Origin of the sequence: Cryobacterium psychrophilum (assembly GCF_004365915.1) — a bacterium.
In the GTDB taxonomy this organism is placed as follows: Bacteria; Actinomycetota; Actinomycetes; order Actinomycetales; family Microbacteriaceae; genus Cryobacterium; species Cryobacterium psychrophilum.
The window spans coordinates 3139090-3157516 of record NZ_SODI01000001.1 but is presented as its reverse complement, the minus strand read 5'-3'; the positions used below and the strand labels follow the sequence as shown (position 1 = coordinate 3157516).

Sequence of the window (18427 nt, the reverse complement as noted above, 5' to 3'; positions counted from 1 at the left end):
CCAGCCACCAAAACCAGAGTTGACCAGCACTTCTGGAACTCTGACCAAGGCTAGCTAGGAAACTCCCGCTAGGTCGCCAGCGCGACCAGTCCCATCTCGGCCGGGCTGATGAGCAGCGCGTTGCGTGGCACCACCCGAACCGTGTAGCCGAAGGCACCCGCCCGGTCGAGCTCAACCTTTCCAGTGAACAGGGTGGCCGCGCCAAAGGGTGTGTCGGCAAGGTTGGCGAGCTCGGATGACGCGGCGGGCGCGAGCGCCTGGCTGGCGGTGTCCTGTAGGTCGTCGGTGCCGGAGCTGCGGCCAAACACCACCTCAACGGTCACGTCGGAAGCGAGCAGCCCATTGAGGTGAACGTGCGCCCTCAGGTGCAGGGCGTCGCCGACCTGGGGCACGGCGCTCACTCCGCCGGACTCCACGTGGGTCACGGCCACGCCGTGCCACTTCGAGGTGAGTTTTGCCTTCCACGCCGCGAGCTCGCGTGCGGCCCGGTAGCTGTTGGAGGAGAGCAGCTGCTCATACTGGCTCGCGGGACGGTACATGCGGTCCACATACTGGCGCACCATCCGGTCCGCGCTGAGCTCCGGCGACAGGGTGGCGAGAGTGTGACGGATGTTGCTCACCCAGCGCTCCGGCACCTCGTCGCTGTTGCGTTCGTAGAACTTCGGGGCGACGTGGTGTTCAATCAGGTCGTAGAGCGCCTCCGCCTCGATCCGGTCACGCTCTCCCGAATCGCTGGCGGCATCCGCTGAGGGAATGGCCCAGCCGTTCTTGCCGTCGTAGTATTCAGGCCACCAGCCGTCGAGAATCGAGAGGTTGAGCGCGCCGTTGAGCGCCGCCTTCATTCCGGACGTGCCGCAGGCCTCAAGCGGGCGTAGCGGGTTGTTGAGCCACACGTCGGTACCCGGGTACATCAGCTGGGCCATCCCGATGTTGTAGTCGGGCAGGAACGCGATGCGGGTACGCAGCTCCGGGTCGGCGGCGAACTGCACGATCTTCTGGATCAGTCGTTTGCCCTCCTCGTCGGCGGGGTGTGACTTGCCGGCGATGACGATCTGGATCGGACGGTCGGGGTTGAGCAGCAGCGCCCGCAGGCGTGCCGGGTCGTGCAGCATGAGGGTGAGCCGCTTGTAGGTCGGCACCCGGCGGGCGAAGCCGATCGTGAGCACGCTGGGATCGAAGACGCGGCTGATCCATGCTGGCGGCAGGCCGCCCGGGTTCTGGTCCCGCCACGCGTTGGCCAGGCGACGACGGGCATCCTCCACGAAGTGCAGGCGCATCTGCCCGCGCACAGACCAGAGATCCTGGTCGGTGACCTCCGGCGACATCCAGTCGGCGTCCGTGGTGTCGCTCGTGCCGAGGCGGTTCTCTGCCAGGGCGAGGAGCGTGGGGTCCGTCCAGCTGGGCGCGTGCACACCGTTGGTGATCGAGCCGATCGGCACCTCTGCCGCGTCGAACCCGGGCCAGAGGCCGTTGAACATGCGCCGACTCACCTCGCCGTGCAGCTTCGATACCCCGTTGGCGTGCTGGCCGAGGCGCAACCCCATGATGGCCATATTGAAGACGTTGGGCGACCCGCCTTCATAGCTCTCGGCGCCGAGGCTCAAGAGATCATCGACGGACACTCCGGGCAGCAGATCGGTTTCGAAGTAGCGACGCACCAGCTGGCGCTCGAAGCGGTCGATACCAGCGGCCACCGGCGTGTGTGTCGTGAACACGGTTCCGGCGCGCGCCACCTGCAGGGCCTCCTGGAAACTCAATCCCTCGCCGATGAGGCTCGAAATCCGTTCGAGGCCGAGGAATCCGGCGTGCCCCTCGTTGGTGTGGAAAACCTCGGGTTCCGGCTGCCCGCTGATCGTGCTCCACAGCTTGACGGCCCGGGCTCCGCCGATCCCGAGGAGCAGCTCCTGCAGCAGGCGGTGCTCTCCCCCGCCGCCGTACAGGCGGTCGGTCACGAGGCGCAGGTCGTCCGGGTTCTGCGGAATGTCCGTGTCAAGCAGAAGCAAACGGATGCGACCGACCTGGGCCTGCCAGACCCGCGCGTGCAGGGTGCGATCGTCGGGCAGGGCGAGGGATACTTGAACGGCGGAACCGTCGGCCCGGCGCAGCACAGAGAGCGGGAGCCCGTCCGGATCGAGCAGGGGGTAGCTTTCCATCTGCCACCCGTCGGGTGAGATGGCCTGGCTGAAATAGCCCGCCCGGTAGAACAAACCGACCCCCACGAGGGGAACGCCCAGGTCGGATGCGCTTTTCAGGTGGTCGCCGGCCAGGATCCCGAGTCCGCCGGAGTACTGCGGCAGGGCAGCGGCAATGCCGAATTCCGGCGAGAAATAGGCGATGGCCGCCGGCTTGGGCCCCTTCAGCCCCTGGTACCAGCGCGGCTTCTCCAGGTAGCTACGAAGGTCGGCACGCATCCCGTTGACCCGGGCCACATAGTCGGGCGTGCCGGCGAGCTCGTCAAGACGACCGGGGTCCACGGCCCCCAGGAGCGCGACGGGATCCGTGCCGATCTCGCGCCACAAGTCAGGGGCAATGTGCTCGAAAAGTTGACGGGTGGGCTCATGCCAGGACCAACGCAAGTTGCCGGCCAGCTCTTCAAGAGCAGCCAGCGCCTCCGGTAATACGGCACGGACGGTAAATTTACGGATCGCCTTCACGAGATACACCCTAGGTGAGCAGCGCATCGGTTGTGTAGCCGATCTCCCGCAAGCGACATTTTTTCACGCTACGGTCATGATGTGGCTAAGACAGCAGGACTCAAAAACCTTCCGCAGACGACACGGGGCACGCACGATGCCCCAACCGTCATCGGCCGAATTCCCGTGCTCGATCTCTCCCCCCAGTTGAACGACGATCTGTGGCCCGCAAGGGCCTTCGTGGGTGAGGTGGTTCCGTTCGCGGCCACGGCGTTCCGTGAGGGGCATGACCTGATCGGGGTCGCCCTGGTGCTCACCGCACCCGACGGCACCCAATCAACCCGTCCGATGACCCCCAACACGGCCGACACCGACCGGTGGGAGGTGCGGGTTCCCCTGACCAGCCAGGGGAACTGGACCTACCGGGTGCGCGCGTACGCGGACGATTTCGCCACCTGGCAGCACAACGCAGGCATCAAGATCCCCGCGGGCGTCGACGTTGAGCTGATGTTCACCATCGGTGCGCAGCTGATGAGCGCGGCCGGTGCCGACATGGCCCGCACGGCACCGGAACGACGCGAGTTCCGGGCGGCAGCGAAGCTTCTCGCGGATACGACGAACCCGCTCGCGCTGCGCCTCGCTGCGGTCGACAATCCCCAGCTGGTTGCGTTTATCCAGGCTCGCCCGCTCGCAAGCCTGGAGTCACTTTCCGCGGAGCGCACCGTGATCGTGGAACGCGCACGCGCAGGGGTCGGCTCCTGGTACGAGTTCTTCCCGCGCTCCGAGGGCGCGAAGCGGGCCGCGGATGGTTCGTGGACGAGCGGAACGTTCCGCACGGCCGCGAAGCGCCTGCCGGCGGTGGCCGCAATGGGATTCGACGTGCTCTACCTGCCGCCGATCCATCCCATTGGAACCGCGTTCCGCAAGGGAGCGAACAATTCGCTCACGGTCGGCCCGAACGACCCGGGGTCACCCTGGGCGATTGGATCGGCCGATGGCGGCCATGACGCGATTCACCCGGACCTCGGCACGGTCGAAGACTTCACGCATTTTGTCGACCGCGCCCGCAAGCTGGGACTCGAGGTGGCCCTCGACTTCGCCCTGCAGGCCTCCCCCGATCACCCTTGGGTCACCGAGCACCCTGAGTGGTTCACGACCCTGCCCGACGGCACGATCGCCTTCGCGGAGAATCCACCCAAGAAGTATCAGGACATTTACCCGATCAACTTCGACAATGATCCTGAGGGCATTCGTGCCGAGTCACTTCGTATTCTGCGGCACTGGATCGGGCTCGGCGTCAACATCTTCCGCGTCGACAATCCGCACACCAAACCCCTCGACTTCTGGGAGTGGCTGATCCGCGAGGTCAACGCCGAGCACCCGGACGTGGTCTTCCTCGCCGAGGCCTTCACCCGTCCCGCTCTCATGCAGGCGCTCGGGAAGGTCGGTTTCCAACAGTCATACACGTACTTCACCTGGCGCAACACTAAGACCGAACTCGCGGAGTTCTTCCACGGACTTGCCACGAAGACGGCGGATTTCCTCCGCCCGAACCTGTTCGTCAACACGCCGGACATCCTCACCGAGTACCTGCAATTCGGCGGACCGGCGGCGTTCAAGATCCGCGCGGCCCTCGCCGCAATGGCCGCCCCGACCTGGGGTGTCTACGCGGGCTTTGAGCTCTTCGAGAACGTGGCCCGGGTGGGCGCCGAAGAGAGCATCGACAGCGAGAAGTACGAATACCGCCCCAGGGACTGGGCGCAGGCCGCCACGCAGGGCACGTCGCTGGCCCCCTACATCACGCAGCTCAATCGCATCCGGTCGGAACACCCGGCGCTCAGGCAGCTGCGCAACCTCGACATCCACGCGAGCGACGACGACTCGATTCTCGTGTTCAGCAAGTACCTCGCCGCCGCAGAAACGGGAACCGGGGTCGATGACGCCATCATCGTCGTGGCGAACGTCGACCCGCATTCCGTGCGGCACACCACGGTTCACCTCGATGTGACCCGGTTCGGGCTGGAGCCGGGAGCAACGTTTGACGTGTGCGACCTCATCACCGGTGCGATCTGGACCTGGTCGGCCGACAATTTTGTTCTCCTCGACGCATTCACCGAACCGGTACATATCCTGCGGGTGTTGGGCCAGAAGCCAGGAAAGGCAAGCGCATGACCGAACGACCCCGGAAGAAGGCTCCTGCCACCGTGCCCGCCGTGAAGAAGGCGAAGAAGTCGGCCCCGACGGTCGATCCCGTGGCGCCCCACGTGCTCGAATCGGTTGCGGCCGGAAGGTACTACAACCCTCACGCGGTTCTCGGCCAGCACGCACTCGTGCAGGCCGGCGTCAGCGACCCGATCGTTGTCATCCGTGCCCTTCGTCCCCTCGCGACGGAAGTTTTCGCGATTCTCTCGACCGGGGCCCACGTCGAGCTCGCCCACATCGGTTACGGCGTGTGGCAGGGCGTGAGCACCGTCAGTTTCCAGGACTACACGCTTGAGGCACGCTACGCGTCCGCTGCGCCGTGGATCAGCGAGGACCCCTACCGCTTCTCGCCGACGATCGGTGAGCTCGACCTCCACCTCATTGGCGAGGGGCGCCACGAGCGCCTCTGGGATGTTCTGGGCGCTCATCAGCGGGAACACCTTGGTGTCAGCGAGTCCGTCGCCGGTACCGCCTTCGCCGTGTGGGCTCCGAATGCCCGTGCCGTGCGGGTGATCGGTGACTTCAACGGCTGGGGTGGCGCGACATACACGATGCGCAACATGGGCAGCACCGGGGTGTGGGAACTCTTCATCCCCGGGCTCGGCGACGGCTCCAACTACAAGTTCGAACTACTCACGAGTGCCGGAGCCTGGGTGCAGAAGGCCGACCCGATGGCGCGCCGCGCCGAGGTTCCCCCGATGACGGCATCCGTCATCACCGCGTCCACCTATGCCTGGGCGGATGCCGCGTGGATGACCGCGCGCGCCGCCACCGACCCGCACGACCGCCCCATGAGCATCTACGAGATGCACGTGGGTTCCTGGCGCCCCGGCCTGAGCTACCGCGACCTCGCGGACGAGCTCATCGGGTACCTGAACGAGCTCGCGTACACGCATGTGGAATTCATGCCGCTCGCGGAGCATCCGTTTGGTGGCTCCTGGGGTTACCAGGTCACCGGCTACTACGCGCCGACCAGTCGCTACGGCACCCCCGATGACCTGCGGTACCTGATCGACCGGCTGCACCAGGCCGACATCGGCGTGATCATGGACTGGGTTCCCGGGCACTTCCCCAAGGACGATTTCGCCCTCGCGCGCTTCGACGGCCAGCCGCTCTACGAGCACGCCGACCCGCGTCGTGGCGAGCAGATGGACTGGGGAACCTACGTCTTCGATTTCGGCCGCCCGCAGGTGCGTAACTTTCTCGTGGCGAATGCGCTGTACTGGCTCGAGGAATTCCACATTGACGCGCTGCGCGTCGACGCCGTTGCATCGATGCTCTACCTCGACTACTCGAGGGAAGACGGCGAGTGGGAGCCCAACAAGTACGGCGGCAACGAGAACCTCGAAGCCATCAGCATGCTCCAGGAGATCACGGCGACGGCGTACAAACGCAATCCCGGCGCCATTATGATCGCCGAGGAGTCAACGAACTGGGGCGGGGTCACCGCACCGACATCGCAGGATGGATTGGGCTTCGGATTCAAGTGGAACATGGGCTGGATGCATGACTCGCTCGAGTACATGCACGTCGACCCGATGTACCGCTCGTTCCACCACAACGACATCACGTTCTCCTTCGTGTATGCGTTCAGCGAGAATTTTCTCCTGCCAATCAGCCACGACGAGGTCGTACACGGAAAGGGGTCCCTGATCAGCCGCATGCCCGGTGACTCCTGGCAGCAGCTCGCCAACGTGCGGGTATATCTGTCGTTCATGTGGGCGCACCCCGGCAAACAACTGCTCTTCATGGGCCAGGAGTTCGGGCAGCGGTCCGAATGGAGCGAAGCACGCGGCCTCGACTGGTGGACGCTCGACCAGCCGGCTCACCGCGGCCTGTTCAACCTCGTTGGCTCGCTGAACCGCGCGTATCGCGACAATGCGAGCCTCTGGGCCCGCGACAACGATCCGGGCGGTTTCGAGGTTATCGACGTCGGCGCTGCGCAGCAGAATGTTGTCACGTTCCTGCGCTGGGACCACGACGGACAGCCGGTCGCCTGCCTGTTCAACTTCTCCGGGGCGCCGCACACCGACTACCGCGTCGGCCTGCCCCTCGCCGGGCAGTGGGACGAGATCCTCAATACGGATGCCAGCGACTTCGGTGGTTCAGGCGTCGGCAACTTCGGCGGCGTCGAGGCGACTGCACAGCCCTGGGGCGGACGCCCGGCATCCGCTCTCGTTACACTGCCGCCGCTCGCCGGACTCTGGCTCAAGCTGCGTAAGTAGTCTGCGCAAACTGAACCGGCCCCCGCCACGGCGGGGGCCGGTTCAGTTCTGCGCGTTGAGCAGGTTCGGGCGTTGGGCTCAGTAGAGCAGGGCGGTGAGGCGTTTGCGCGTGGGGGCGACGCGCGGATCCTCGGTTCCGATGACCTCGAACAGCTCAAGGAGCCGCTCGCGAATGATGTTGCGACCGGCGGCGTCCTGGGCGGGAAAGAGCGTCAGGAGGCGGTCGAAGGCGTCATCGACGTGCCCACCGGACAAGTCGAGGTCGGCGACGAGCAGCTGGGCCGGGAGGTCCTCCGGCGCGGCAGCCGCTCCCCCGCGAATATCGTCGAGGGTCTTCCCCTGCAGGCGGAAGAGCAGGCTCGCCTGGGCAAGGCCGGCCGCCGCCATGGTGTCGTTCGGGTTCTGGGTGAGGGCGAAACGGTATTCCGCCCTGGCTGTCTCGAAGTCGCCGCGTTCGATCGCCTCGTAGGCCTCAAGGTGGTGCGGCGGAAGCGGTTCCTCCACAGGCTCCTCGACCACGGGTGCCACCTCGTTCGCCTGTGCGGTGCCGGTGACGCCCTGCTGCGCCGCGAGTTCGAGCACACGCTCAAGCACTTCTCGGATTTGCGCCTCGGGAAGCGCGCCGTTGAAGAGCTGCACGGGCTGACCGTTGATCACGGCGGCCACGGTGGGAATGGACTGCGCCTGGAAGGCCTTCGAGAGTTGCGGGTTGGAATCCACATCGACCTTGGCGAGCACGAACCGGCCGGCGTATTCGGCGACGAGCTTCTCAATCACGGGGGTGAGCTGTTTACATGGCTCGCACCACTCGGCCCAGAGATCCACGAGCACGGGAACCGTGTTGGACAGCTCGAGGATCTCACCGAAGTTGGCGTCTGTACCGTCGAGTACGAGGCTCGGAACGGAGATGGCGGCGCCGGGTGCCGTTGGGCTGCCCGACGTGCCGGCAGCGGCTCCCCGGGGCTCGGTGGTGGCCGATCGGTTCACGAGCGACGAGAGGTCGACGGCGCCGCGCAGGTTCGATCCGGATGGGGGTACTTGGGTCATGGAAGCTCCGAGGCTGAGATGAGTCCCTGGGTGCTCCCCAGGAGAGTGATTTTATCGGTCGAGCCGACGGCGGGCACATAGAACAGGAGCTGGTCACTCAGCACCTTCTGGATGCCCTTGGCCGAGGACGTGACGCCCGAGAGCGCCTTGCTCCCGGCGTCGTTGAAGTTCACCACCGCCTCCCCATTGACGACGGTGGCGATCTCGGTCTCGTTGACGTTGACCGCGACAATCGCGCCGGAGTCGTTCGTGGCAAGCGCCACGGTCCGACCCTCACCGGCAGCGGTTTCAAAAGCTAGCGTTGCCGTCACAGCCAGTTGAGCGATGTGGTCGCTGCGGCTTTTCACGAAGGAGGCCAGGAACTCGTCGCCCTCCGTCTGGAAGAGTGGCCACGACGGGCTGGCCTCGCCCTGGAGCAGCACGTCGGCGTACGCCGCAGCCACCTGGTTGGGCGGCAGCAGGAGCAGCTTGTTGTCGGGAGCAATAGCAGGAGCACCGATGGCGGCCGGTGCGACGTGCGGCACCTGGGCCCCCGCCTCAAGACTGATCGCGTACTCAACGAGGTAGTCCGCGCGTGGCGTTTCCTGCCTGAGGATGAGCGTGGTCGGCGGGATGGTCTTGTCTTCCTGCTGGATCACGGTCATCACGACGCGAGGCCACGATTCGGACTGCTGGGGAAGCGTCACCGACAGCGGAGGCTTTCCGATGGCGGCCGGGGCCGCTATCGCGGGGTCCACGCCACGCATGGTGTAGTTCTTCAACCGCTGTTCGAGCGCCGTTCCCGTGAAGCGGGTGGCAATCGTCTCGGCGTTCATGCTGGCGTCGGCGTCGGCGGCGAGCGTCGCAATCTTCGTCACGATTCGCTCGATTTGTGGCACCGTCGCGGCGGCCGGTGGCACCTCGGTGGCGTCACTGGCGCCGTCGGTCGACTCAGGGGTCGGCGAAGGCATGGGCGTCTCGCTCGCGCCAGCGGTTTTCGCCGGGGGCGCTGCCGGCCAAAGGTCGGCGGAGCAACCGCTCAGCACGAGCCCGGAGATGAGGAGCATCGGGACCACGGCGATCATGGACCGGGTGTTCGGACGGCCGGAGCCGGTGATGTCCCCGGCCTTCAGCGCCTTGGGAAGCGGGACGCGCGGCAGGTATGGGAGGCGCGGCCCCCGCGGCACGTTGCGACGAGGACGACGCGAACGACGCAGGTGCAGCAGAGCGAGGATATACATCACGAGACCGATGAGCAGCAGAGCGGCACCGCCCACCAGGAGCGGCCCGGCCCAGGGCGTGGAGTTGTCCGCAGCCCAGGTCATGGTGACCTCGGACGGAGCGGCGGCGGTGCCGTCAGAAGCAACAATGATCGAGATGCCCTCGGGCAGGTTGAGGTTCTTGGTCAGGGAGGATGCACCCTCGAACTCCTGAAGCCACAGGTCCGATCCGGCCGGGTTCGTGACCGGGTTCACTTCGGGGAGCGCGGCGCCCTCGGCCGGGGAGCTGTTCTCCGGCGCGACGACGTCGGCCTCGACCTCAGTGACGACGAGTTTCTGCGTCTTGTCGTCGAGACTCACGACAGCATGCGCGTCGCCACCGATCCAGGCGGTGACATCGGCGGTGCGACCGTAGGCCAGGAAGGTGCTTTCGGAACCACTGACGCGAATGGTCTGGTTGCCGGGGGACGCCGACAGGGCGGAGGAATCAATGACGGTGTACGCGGAGCTGCCGGAGGTGCTCGCACTCAGCGAGCTCGTCGATGGCTCGAGAAAAACTGTTCGCTGCGCGATACCGAAAACAATCATTACGGCCGCGAGAACGAAGGCCACGATGGCAAGAACAAAACGCACGTATCACCCTTCTGTGCTGCCATCGGTCGGTGCCGGGCTCGCCCGCACCAATTTCGAGTCCGACGGCAACAGACACGGATTTCAACGATACTGGGTTCTCCTGAAAGGAGCCTAATAGCGACTTTGATGGATTGCCTGTGATTGTGCAGCCGGGGGCCGATGGAGGCAGACTAAAATTGCATCGGTTTCGTGGACTCCCGTCGCGCCCGACTTGAGTCACGTTGAAGCCCAATTTTTGAGGAGAACCGTGCCCAACGACGAATCTGACTTCACCCAGGTCTTCCGTGGCTACGACAAGGACGAGGTCGCCAAGGCCATTCAGGGGCTTCGCCGCGACCTGATCAAAGCCAATACCCACAGCGTCGAATCGAGCAAAGAGGTGCGCCGCCTATCGTCTCAGATCGACGAGCTCAACGCCGTGATCGAAGAGGTGGGCAGCCCAACTTTCTCCGGGCTGGGCGCAAAACTCGAGAACACTCTCCGCGTGGCGGAGGAACAATCAACCCGGGTCATCGCCCAGGCGGATAATGACGCTGCCCGCCTGCGCACGACGACATCCATCGAGATCGATACCCTGCGCCGTGAAGCCGCCGAGGAGGTCGGCCGTACCCTCTCGGATGCCGAGGTGAGGGCGCGCCGCGTCCTCGACGACGTGCGGGTTCAGGCCGACGACATCGTCGCCAGGGCCCAGGACGAATATGCCCAGTTGACCGAAGAGGCGAAGAGCCAGGCCGCGCTCCTGCGCGGCGACGCTGCCACCGAGGGCGCAGAGGCCCGGTCCACACTCAAGCGTGAAGTCGCAGCCATCCGCGCCGCAGCCGAGCGTGAGGCGGCCGACCTGCGCGTGCTGGCCCAACGCGAGACCACGCAGGCCCAGGAGATCGCGGCCGGACTCATGGCCGAAAGCGAGGCGGCCCGCTCTGCGGTGGCGCTTGAGATCGCCGAGCAACGCGCTGCCGTGGCACGAGAGACCGAAGAGGCCCGCATCGACCTCGCCGACGAAACGGAACGCGCCCGCATCGCCCTGGCCCAGGAAAGCGATCAGGCCAGGACGGCGATCAATGGCGAAATCGACCAGTTGCGGGCGGATTTCACCCGTCAGGAGGCTCAGGATCGTGCGGTGCTTGAGGCCGAGATGACCGAGGCACGAGGGCGCCTTGAGAGCGAGGTCGCTCTGACCCGGCAGACCGCGTCGGCCGAATCGGCCACGCTCGCTCGAGAAATCGCCCAGGCCCGCGCGGATCTTCAGGTCGAGCTGACACATGAGCGCGATGAGGCCGAGCAGGAGCTGCTCTCCGCTCACCAGACCGCCGTCGCCCAGGCTGACGCGTTCCAAGCGGCCGCGGAAACCCAACTGGCCGAGACCCAGGCGCGGGTGGCCGAGCTGCGCGCACTGAACGACGAGCTTGACACCGGCGCCCGCGCGACGGCCAGGACGCTGCAGACCGAGTCGGAGGACACGGCAGCGCTCGTCCTTCAAACGGCGAAGGAGAAGGCCGTCACCGTTGTCGCAGAGGCAGACGCGCGAGCGAAGCGACTTCTGTCGGATGCAGAAGACCGACTCGCCCAGATCAGAATTGAGCGTGACTCCGTTGCAGGATACTTTGAGAGTCTGCGCGGTGTACTCACGGAGGCCGAGCGTGTGAGCAACGACGACAACTAGGTCGCAACGATCAGAGACTGTGCGGGAGCCCCAGCGTGAAGATTCAGAATGCGTTTCGCTTTGGCCTCGTCGGAACGTTGGGAGTGGGCCTTGGCCTGCTGATCATCACGTCGGTGATCACCCTGCAGACGATCATCACGTATATCGGGGCGGCTCTCTTCCTCGCGCTCGGTCTCGATCCTGCGGTGTCCTGGCTGGAGAAGAAGAGGTTCCCTCGCTGGGCGGCAATCGTCAGCGTGCTCTCTGCCGTCGTCGGGGTCATCACCGGCGTCATCTTCGCCATCGCGCCGATCATCGTCGACCAGGTCGCCAAGCTGTCCAAAATCATCCCCGATCTCGTCACCGCGGTGAACACGTCATCCTTCATCGAAGACGTGCAGGCCAAATACCCGACGCTCGACGTGCCGGTCATCGTGAAATCGATCACAGACTTCCTCGGGAGCAACCTGAAGGAGATCACGAACACGATCGTGCAATCCGGGCTGGCTCTCGTCGCAGGCCTGTTCGGTGGCCTGATCATACTGATTCTCACGCTGTACTTCACGGCCTCACTGGGGAGCATGAAACGGGCAATGTATCAGCTCGTCCCCGCCTCCAAGCGCGAACGCTTCACCGACCTGAGCGAGCAGATCTCGGGCTCGGTGGGTAAGTATGTGGTGGGTCAGGCAAGTCTGGCCGCGTTCAACGGGGTGCTGAGCTTCATCTTCCTGTCGATTATCGGGGCACCCTTCCCCGCCCTGCTCGCCTTCATCGCATTTCTGTTCTCGCTGGTTCCGCTCGTGGGCACGATCACCGGATCCATCATCATTGTCGCCACGTGCCTGATCCCCGGCATCGGCAGCTCACCGCTCACCGCTTTCGTGGCGGCCATCTACTACCTCATCTACATGCAGATCGAGGCGTACGCTCTGAGTCCGAACATCATGAAGCGTGCCGTGTCGATTCCGGGCGCGGTCGTTGTGATTGCCGCTCTGGCGGGCGGTAACCTGCTCGGCATCCTCGGCGCCCTGATCGCTATCCCCGTGGCTGCGTCGGCGATCCTCATCGTCAAACAGGTCGTCATTCCCCGTCAGAACGAGCTGTAGCTCCAGGTCACGCGTCGCCCTGCTCGTCCCACTCCGTGGGGAGGGGCAGGGCTGCGGGGTTGACGACAGCCACGATTTCGTCCAGCACACGACGCGTCATGCTCTCGCCCACCCAGAGGTGTTTGCCACCGTCCACGGCGACGAAGCGTGTCGCAGGCACGGCGGCGAAACGTGCGCGAGCCTCCTCCGGCTGAAGGTAATCATCATGCTCGGGAATGATGGCCACGAGAACGCGATCCTGGTCTGCCCAGGCGCCCAGTTCGGCATCCGTTGCCCGGTGCAGGGGCGGCGACAGCAGAATGGCACCCTTGATCGGATGCTCCAGGCCGTATTTCAGGGCCAGCTCCGTGCCGAACGACCAGCCAACCAGCCAGGGGTTCGGCAGGCCACGCTCGGCCACAAAGGCCATGGCCGCGGCCACGTCTGCCCGCTCGCCGACTCCCCCCTCAAAGGTCCCCTCGCTCGTACCGCGCGGCGACGTTGTCCCTCGCGTGTTGAAACGCACAACGGCAAGGTCGGCCAGGGCCGGCAGCCGACCCGCCGCCTTGCGCAGGATGTGCGAGTCCATGAAACCGCCGGCGGTGGGCAGCGGATGCAGTGTGACGAGCGTCGCGACCGGCGCCCGGTCTGCCGGTACTGCCAGTTCTCCGACGAGGGTCAGGCCGTCGCTCGTCGTGAGCTCAATATGTTCGCGCAACGCCGGGAGTTCAACGGCGCCGCGCACTTCGATGGGGCCGCGCCCGTCTGAGGGGCGTACGGCGGGGGAATCATTCATACGGGTGTCTCCTGTGCCGATGATGGACTATTTGATCTTCCAGCAGCGCGAGTGCCAGTGACGTCGATTGGCCATGTCCGCGGCGTCGCCGAGCACCCCGTCTGCGCGCCACGCCACGATGTGAGCGACGCCCGGTTCCACGGTGAGGGAACAGCCCGGACAGACATACGCTTTGAGCGCTTGCTTGGCCGGTATGGGCTGGACATGCCAGAGGCCGTCCCTGCGGGACTCGCTGCGGCGCCATCCCTCAAGCAGTTGGCCAAATCCGTTGTCGTCCTCATCGGGTACGACTGGTTTTCGACCGCGCGGGCGGTTACTGCGTGCCATGACTTCAGTCTATTGCGGCGGGTGAATATTCCGCCGCCAGTCCAGACTCAGTACCAGCCGGAGGCCTGTGACTTCGACCAGGCGCCACACGGGCTGCCGTAACGGTCGACGATGTAGCCCAGACCCCATTCGATCTGCGTTCCGGGATTCGTCTCCCAATCAGCTCCGGCAGAACCCATCTTGGAGCCGGGGAGCGACTGCGGGATACCGTAGGCGCCACTCGAGCTGTTGGTGGCGTTCACTCGCCAGCCGGATTCCTTCTGCCACAGGGAGACAAGGCAGTTGTACTGGTCTTCTCCCCAGCCGCGAGCCGCGACGGCACCATAGGCGTAGGCCTTCGCCGAGCCGGGGTCAGGGACGGCCGCTGACGGAGCCGCGATGCTCTTTTTGGGCGTGGGCGTGGCAGCAACGGCGACCGGTTCGGGAACCGGCTCGGGAACCGGCTCGGGTTTCACAATCGCCGTGACGGTGAAGCCGTCGCGGTCAACCGCGTTGGTGTAGGAACCGGTGGCACCCAACGTCTGGGTGGCGCCACCCTGGTAGCGGTCACCCGCTACCTGGAAGTACGGTGATGCTGTGGCGCCCGAATACGGATCGACGACGGTCACGAGCACGAAGGCGAAGGCTGCGACGAACGCAAAAAGGAAGTGGGAAGCCTTCACCCGCTTAGAGGTTCTCCGAAATGAGGTCCCAGCCGTGACTGTGACGGGTTCGATAACGCTCAGATGCCTGCCCATATGTTCACCGACCCTAGCCCATGAATCCGGAATCCACCTAACCGAGGTGCCCCGCCGTGGCGCGGGCTCAACGAAGGAAGAGCATCACGTCGACAACACCGTCGAGCACGATATCGACCTGTGCTTCGCGATATCCTCCGCGTTCCGGTCGAAAAACGGCGGTCCGAACCTCGTCTATGGTCAGCGGCCGCCCGTCCCGCAGATACTTGACAACTTTATTGGTGAACCGGTCGACGTCGGAGCGTTTGTAGCCAACGCTCAACAGGCTCGTGTGGGCGAAACGACGGCCGGGCGGGCGGCTCAGCCGGCTCTGCAGCGCGTTCGAGATTGCCCGCGCTTCCTGCCCGCGAGCCTCCTCATTGTCGGTCCCCGTCGCACGCTCGCGCTCCCGAGCAGCGAAAGCATCCTCGAGTCGCTCAAGGGCCGCGTCGACGTGCTCGGGCGAGTAACCCCCCTTCTGCATGGAGAAGGCGGTGTGCCGAATGGTTTCAGCGGTGAGCGGGATGTCCCCATCGTTGGCGTCGTAGGCCTGTCGTGCGGAGGCGAGAAAAGCCTCAACCTGCTCAAGGCTGTATCCGAGGGTTTTCTTGGCCGAACGTGGAAAAATAGTGCTCACCGCTTCATTCTCCCTCATTCACCAGGTGTGCCGACAATCTGCGGCTCATGCGAATATCAGGAACAGGGCGTACGCGGCACCAGTGGAGGGCAGAATCGAGTCGAGCCGATCCAGGAATCCGCCGTGGCCGGGAAGCCACGAGCTCATGTCCTTGATACCGAGATCGCGTTTGATGAGCGACTCCGCGAGGTCCCCGAATGTTGCCGTGAGTACGATGACGAGGCCGAAGATCAGTCCGAACCACCAGGGCTGCCCCAGCATGAACCGCCCGAGAAGCACACCGGCGATCATGCACGCGAGCGCCGCCCCCAGAAAACCTTCCCAGGTCTTTTTCGGGCTGATCGTGGGCGCCATCGGGTGCTTACCGAAGTTGAGTCCGCTCACGTACGCACCGGTGTCCGCGGTGATGACGAGGAGCAGGAAGGCGAGGGTCCACCACTGACCATCGGGCTGGGCCACGAGCAGAACAGCAAAAGACGCGAGGAACACGACGTAAACCTGAATGAGCACAGCGGCGCCCACGTCGCCCAGGACAGCACGCGTGGCGGCTCGGTGCGCGGGCAGCACCGCGAGGGCAACACGCCAGAGCGCGATGAGCAGGATTCCGGCCAGTGTGGCCAGCCACTGTCCCGCGGAACCGAGGTAGAACGCAGCGGGAACGACACCAACGGCGGCAATCACCACCGGGATCCGCGGAACGTTCCGGCCGGCATGGCGCAGCGCCTGGGCAAGCTCGAAGGACGTGAACCCGATGATCACGCTCGCAAAGATCATGAAGAGTTCTTTGACGAAGATCAGGCTGCCGAGCATGGCACCGCCCAGCACGAGGCCAATCAGGATCGCGAGGATCAGATTGCGGCCCGTGCGCGCCTCAATACGCTCCGATGTGGCATCGAGTTGCGCACGGGTGGCCTGCACCTGCCGTTCAAAATCGCCCCGAGTCGCCTTGAGCTGCGCCCTGAATTCGGCACGGCTAACGCCGTGCCCGCGCTTGGGCGGCCGTTGATCGTGCGGCTGATCCTTCATGTGAGCGCGCTCCTAGATCTCGAGGAGTTCGGCTTCCTTGCGCTTGAAGGCATCGTCGATGCCGTCAACATGACTTTTGGTAAGGAGCTCAAGCTCCTTCTCGGCGCGCCCAACCTCGTCTTCACCGACCTCGCTCTTGAGCGCCTCGAGCTCGTCCTTGGCCTTGCGGCGGATGTTGCGCACCGAGATGCGGGCGTCCTCTGCCTTGGCCTTGACGATCTTGACGAATTCCTTGCGGCGCTCGGTCGTGAGTTCCGGGAGGGTTGCCCGAATGGTCACGCCGTCGTTGCCGACGTTTGCTCCCAGGTTGGGAGTGTCGCGAATAGCGATCTCGATGTCGCGCAGCGCACTCTTGTCATAGGGCGCGATCAGGAGCGTGCGTGCCTCCTGGTTCTGCAGGGACGCGAGCTGCTCAAGCGGCGTCGCGGTGCCGTAGTAGTTCACCAGGATCTTGGCAAACATTTGGGGATTCGCGCGCCCGGTGCGCACGGTCCCGAAGTCGTCTCTGGCTGCTTCAAGCGCCTTCTGCATGCGCGCAGTGGCATCGGACAGAACATCCGCGATCACGGTGACTCCTTCTTCGGTGGGTATGAGAATACTAGTTGGAGACGCGGGTGCCGAGATCGGAACCGAGAATTGCGGCGGTCACGTTGCCTTCCGGCGCCATGCCGAAGACCTGCATCGGCATGTTGTTGTCCATGCACAGGCTGAATGCGGTCGAATCAACCACCTTCAGCCCGCGCTGCAAGGCGTCCTGGTACGTGATCTGGTCAATCTTGCGTGCGTCGGGGTTGGTGCGCGGGTCATCGGAATACACGCCGTCGACGCCATTCTTGGCCACGAGCACGAGGTCGGCGGCGATCTCGAGCGCCCGCTGGGCAGCGACGGTATCGGTGGAAAAGTAGGGCAGCCCGGCGCCGGCGCCAAAAATGACGACGCGTCCCTTCTGCAGGTGGCGCTCCGCGCGGCGGGGGATGTAGGGTTCTGCGACCTGGGTCATGGCGATCGCGGACTGAACGCGCGTCTCGGCCCCCGCCTGTTCCAGGAAGTCCTGCAGCGCCAGCGCGTTCATGACGGTACCGAGCATGCCCATGTAGTCGGCACGTTCACGGTCCATTCCGCGCTGGGAGAGCTCCGCCCCGCGGAAGAAGTTTCCGCCACCGACGACGATGGCAACTTCGACCTGCTTGGCGCCTTCGGCGATCTCCCGGGCAAGCGAGCTGACGACGTCGGGGTTGACCCCCACCGCGCCTCCGCCGAATGCTTCGCCGGAAAGTTTGAGAAGAACTCTGCGCTTCTTGCCCGTGTCAATCATGTACTGCGAGACCTTTCGTACGATGTGATTCAAAACTACCGGGTGTACCAGCGGCACACACACCAATGGAGATCGGATCGCTTACGCAATCCGATCTCCACCAGTTGTTGTTACGCGCCGACCTTGAACCGGGCGAAGCCGGCAACGGTCAGTTCAGCATCGGCGAGAACGCTGCTCACCGAAACCTTGTTGTCCTTTGCGTAGTCCTGCTCAAGCAGGGCAACCTGCTTGAGGTAGGCCTTGACGCGTCCCTCGACGATCTTAGGCAGTGCCGCTTCCGGCTTGCCCTCGTTCTTCGAGATCTCGGTGACGATCTTGCGCTCGGTCTCGACGGCCTCTGCGGGAACATCGTCGCTCGAGAGATACTCAGGGTTGGCGAACGAGATGTGCTGCGCAATGCTGCGAGCGGTCTCGGCGTCGGCACCGGAGTAGCCCAGGATCACGCCGACCTGCGGGGGCAGGTCCTTGCTGGTCTTGTGCAGGTAGATCGAGAACAGCTCGCCGTTGACGGCGGCCACGCGACGAAGTTCGAACTTCTCGCCGATGATTGCTGCCTCACCGTCGATCAGGTCCCCGACGGTCTGCGTGCCGCTGGTCGCGGCCAGACCGGCTTCGACCGTGGTCGCTCCGGCGGCTGCGATCGCATCGAGGACCTTCTCGGCGAGGGCGACGAACTTGCCACCCTTGGCGACGAAGTCGGTCTCGCAGGCGAGCTCGATCATGTACGCGGTGGTGCCGAGTTCCTTCGCGGCAACAAGGCCCTCAGAGGTGGAACGGTCAGCGCGCTTGGCGTTGCCCTTTGCACCCTTGAGACGCAGGATCTCGATGGCCTTGTCCATGTCGCCGTCAGCTTCAACGAGGGCGTTCTTGGTGTCGACCATGCCGGTGCCGAGGTTCTCGCGGAGAGCCTTGACGTCTTCGAGTGTGAAGTTTGCCATACCGGG

15 protein-coding genes are annotated in these 18427 nt (G+C 64.8%); 4 read left to right on the top strand and 11 right to left on the bottom strand.

What is annotated here, in order from left to right; genetic code table 11:
- Positions 1-68: 68 nt before the first annotated feature.
- Positions 69-2654 carry an alpha-glucan family phosphorylase gene (glgP, locus tag EDD25_RS14850; RefSeq protein ID WP_134174352.1) on the bottom strand — a complete coding sequence of 862 codons (2586 nt, stop codon included), beginning with the start codon at positions 2652-2654 and terminating at the stop codon, positions 69-71.
- Between the two features lie 186 nt (positions 2655-2840).
- Between glgP and EDD25_RS14845 the strand changes: the two genes are divergently transcribed.
- Together EDD25_RS14845 and glgB are read left to right on the top strand one after the other, a co-directional pair.
- Positions 2841-4805 carry an alpha-1,4-glucan--maltose-1-phosphate maltosyltransferase gene (locus EDD25_RS14845; RefSeq protein WP_422386780.1) on the top strand — a complete coding sequence of 655 codons (1965 nt, stop codon included), beginning with the start codon at positions 2841-2843 and terminating at the stop codon, positions 4803-4805.
- Positions 4802-7060: a 1,4-alpha-glucan branching protein GlgB gene (glgB, locus tag EDD25_RS14840; protein WP_134174348.1), complete on the top strand. Its 2259-nt coding sequence runs from the start codon at positions 4802-4804 to the stop codon at positions 7058-7060. Before EDD25_RS14845 ends, glgB begins: the two co-directional genes overlap by 4 nt.
- 78 nt (positions 7061-7138) lie before the next feature.
- Here glgB and EDD25_RS14835 read toward each other — a convergent pair whose 3' ends face one another.
- Both EDD25_RS14835 and EDD25_RS14830 read right to left on the bottom strand, forming a co-directional pair.
- Positions 7139-8107, bottom strand: a complete 969-nt coding sequence (locus EDD25_RS14835) for a tetratricopeptide repeat protein (protein WP_134174346.1) — start codon at positions 8105-8107, stop codon at positions 7139-7141.
- A complete protein-coding gene (locus EDD25_RS14830) occupies positions 8104-9939 on the bottom strand; it encodes a DUF8094 domain-containing protein (protein ID WP_134174344.1) in 1836 nt (611 codons plus the stop codon). Before EDD25_RS14830 ends, EDD25_RS14835 begins: the two co-directional genes overlap by 4 nt.
- Positions 9940-10186: 247 nt before the next feature.
- On the opposite strand from EDD25_RS14830, the gene EDD25_RS14825 reads away from it, so the two are divergent.
- Together EDD25_RS14825 and EDD25_RS14820 are read left to right on the top strand one after the other, a co-directional pair.
- On the top strand, positions 10187-11602 hold the full coding sequence (locus EDD25_RS14825) for a coiled-coil domain-containing protein (RefSeq protein ID WP_134174342.1): 1416 nt from the start codon (positions 10187-10189) through the stop codon (positions 11600-11602).
- Between the two features lie 35 nt (positions 11603-11637).
- Entirely contained in the window at positions 11638-12687 is a 1050-nt protein-coding gene (locus tag EDD25_RS14820; protein ID WP_134174340.1) for an AI-2E family transporter, read from the top strand.
- A 7-nt stretch (positions 12688-12694) separates the two neighbouring features.
- Here the strand turns inward: EDD25_RS14820 and EDD25_RS14815 are convergent, their stop codons facing one another.
- From EDD25_RS14815 to tsf, 8 genes are all read right to left on the bottom strand, one after another.
- Positions 12695-13462, bottom strand: coding sequence for an alpha/beta hydrolase (locus EDD25_RS14815; protein WP_166671319.1), 768 nt, complete (start codon positions 13460-13462; stop codon positions 12695-12697).
- A 27-nt stretch (positions 13463-13489) separates the two neighbouring features.
- On the bottom strand, positions 13490-13789 hold the full coding sequence (locus EDD25_RS14810; RefSeq protein ID WP_134174338.1) for a hypothetical protein: 300 nt from the start codon (positions 13787-13789) through the stop codon (positions 13490-13492).
- Positions 13790-13836: 47 nt separating this feature from the next.
- Positions 13837-14451: an aggregation-promoting factor C-terminal-like domain-containing protein gene (locus EDD25_RS14805; RefSeq protein WP_241986408.1), complete on the bottom strand. Its 615-nt coding sequence runs from the start codon at positions 14449-14451 to the stop codon at positions 13837-13839.
- Positions 14452-14593: 142 nt separating this feature from the next.
- On the bottom strand, positions 14594-15142 hold the full coding sequence (locus EDD25_RS14800; protein WP_175183001.1) for a DivIVA domain-containing protein: 549 nt from the start codon (positions 15140-15142) through the stop codon (positions 14594-14596).
- 45 nt (positions 15143-15187) lie between these two features.
- A complete protein-coding gene (locus tag EDD25_RS14795; protein ID WP_134174332.1) occupies positions 15188-16168 on the bottom strand; it encodes a phosphatidate cytidylyltransferase in 981 nt (326 codons plus the stop codon).
- 12 nt (positions 16169-16180) lie between these two features.
- The gene (gene frr, locus EDD25_RS14790; RefSeq protein WP_134174330.1) at positions 16181-16735 is read right to left on the bottom strand and encodes a ribosome recycling factor; all 555 of its coding nucleotides are present in this window, start codon (positions 16733-16735) and stop codon (positions 16181-16183) included.
- A gap of 31 nt (positions 16736-16766) precedes the next feature.
- Entirely contained in the window at positions 16767-17483 is a 717-nt protein-coding gene (gene pyrH, locus EDD25_RS14785) for a UMP kinase (protein WP_134174328.1), read from the bottom strand.
- Between the two features lie 110 nt (positions 17484-17593).
- Complete coding sequence (gene tsf / locus EDD25_RS14780; protein ID WP_134174326.1) at positions 17594-18421, bottom strand: translation elongation factor Ts; 828 nt, start codon at positions 18419-18421, stop codon at positions 17594-17596.
- Positions 18422-18427 lie beyond the last annotated feature (6 nt).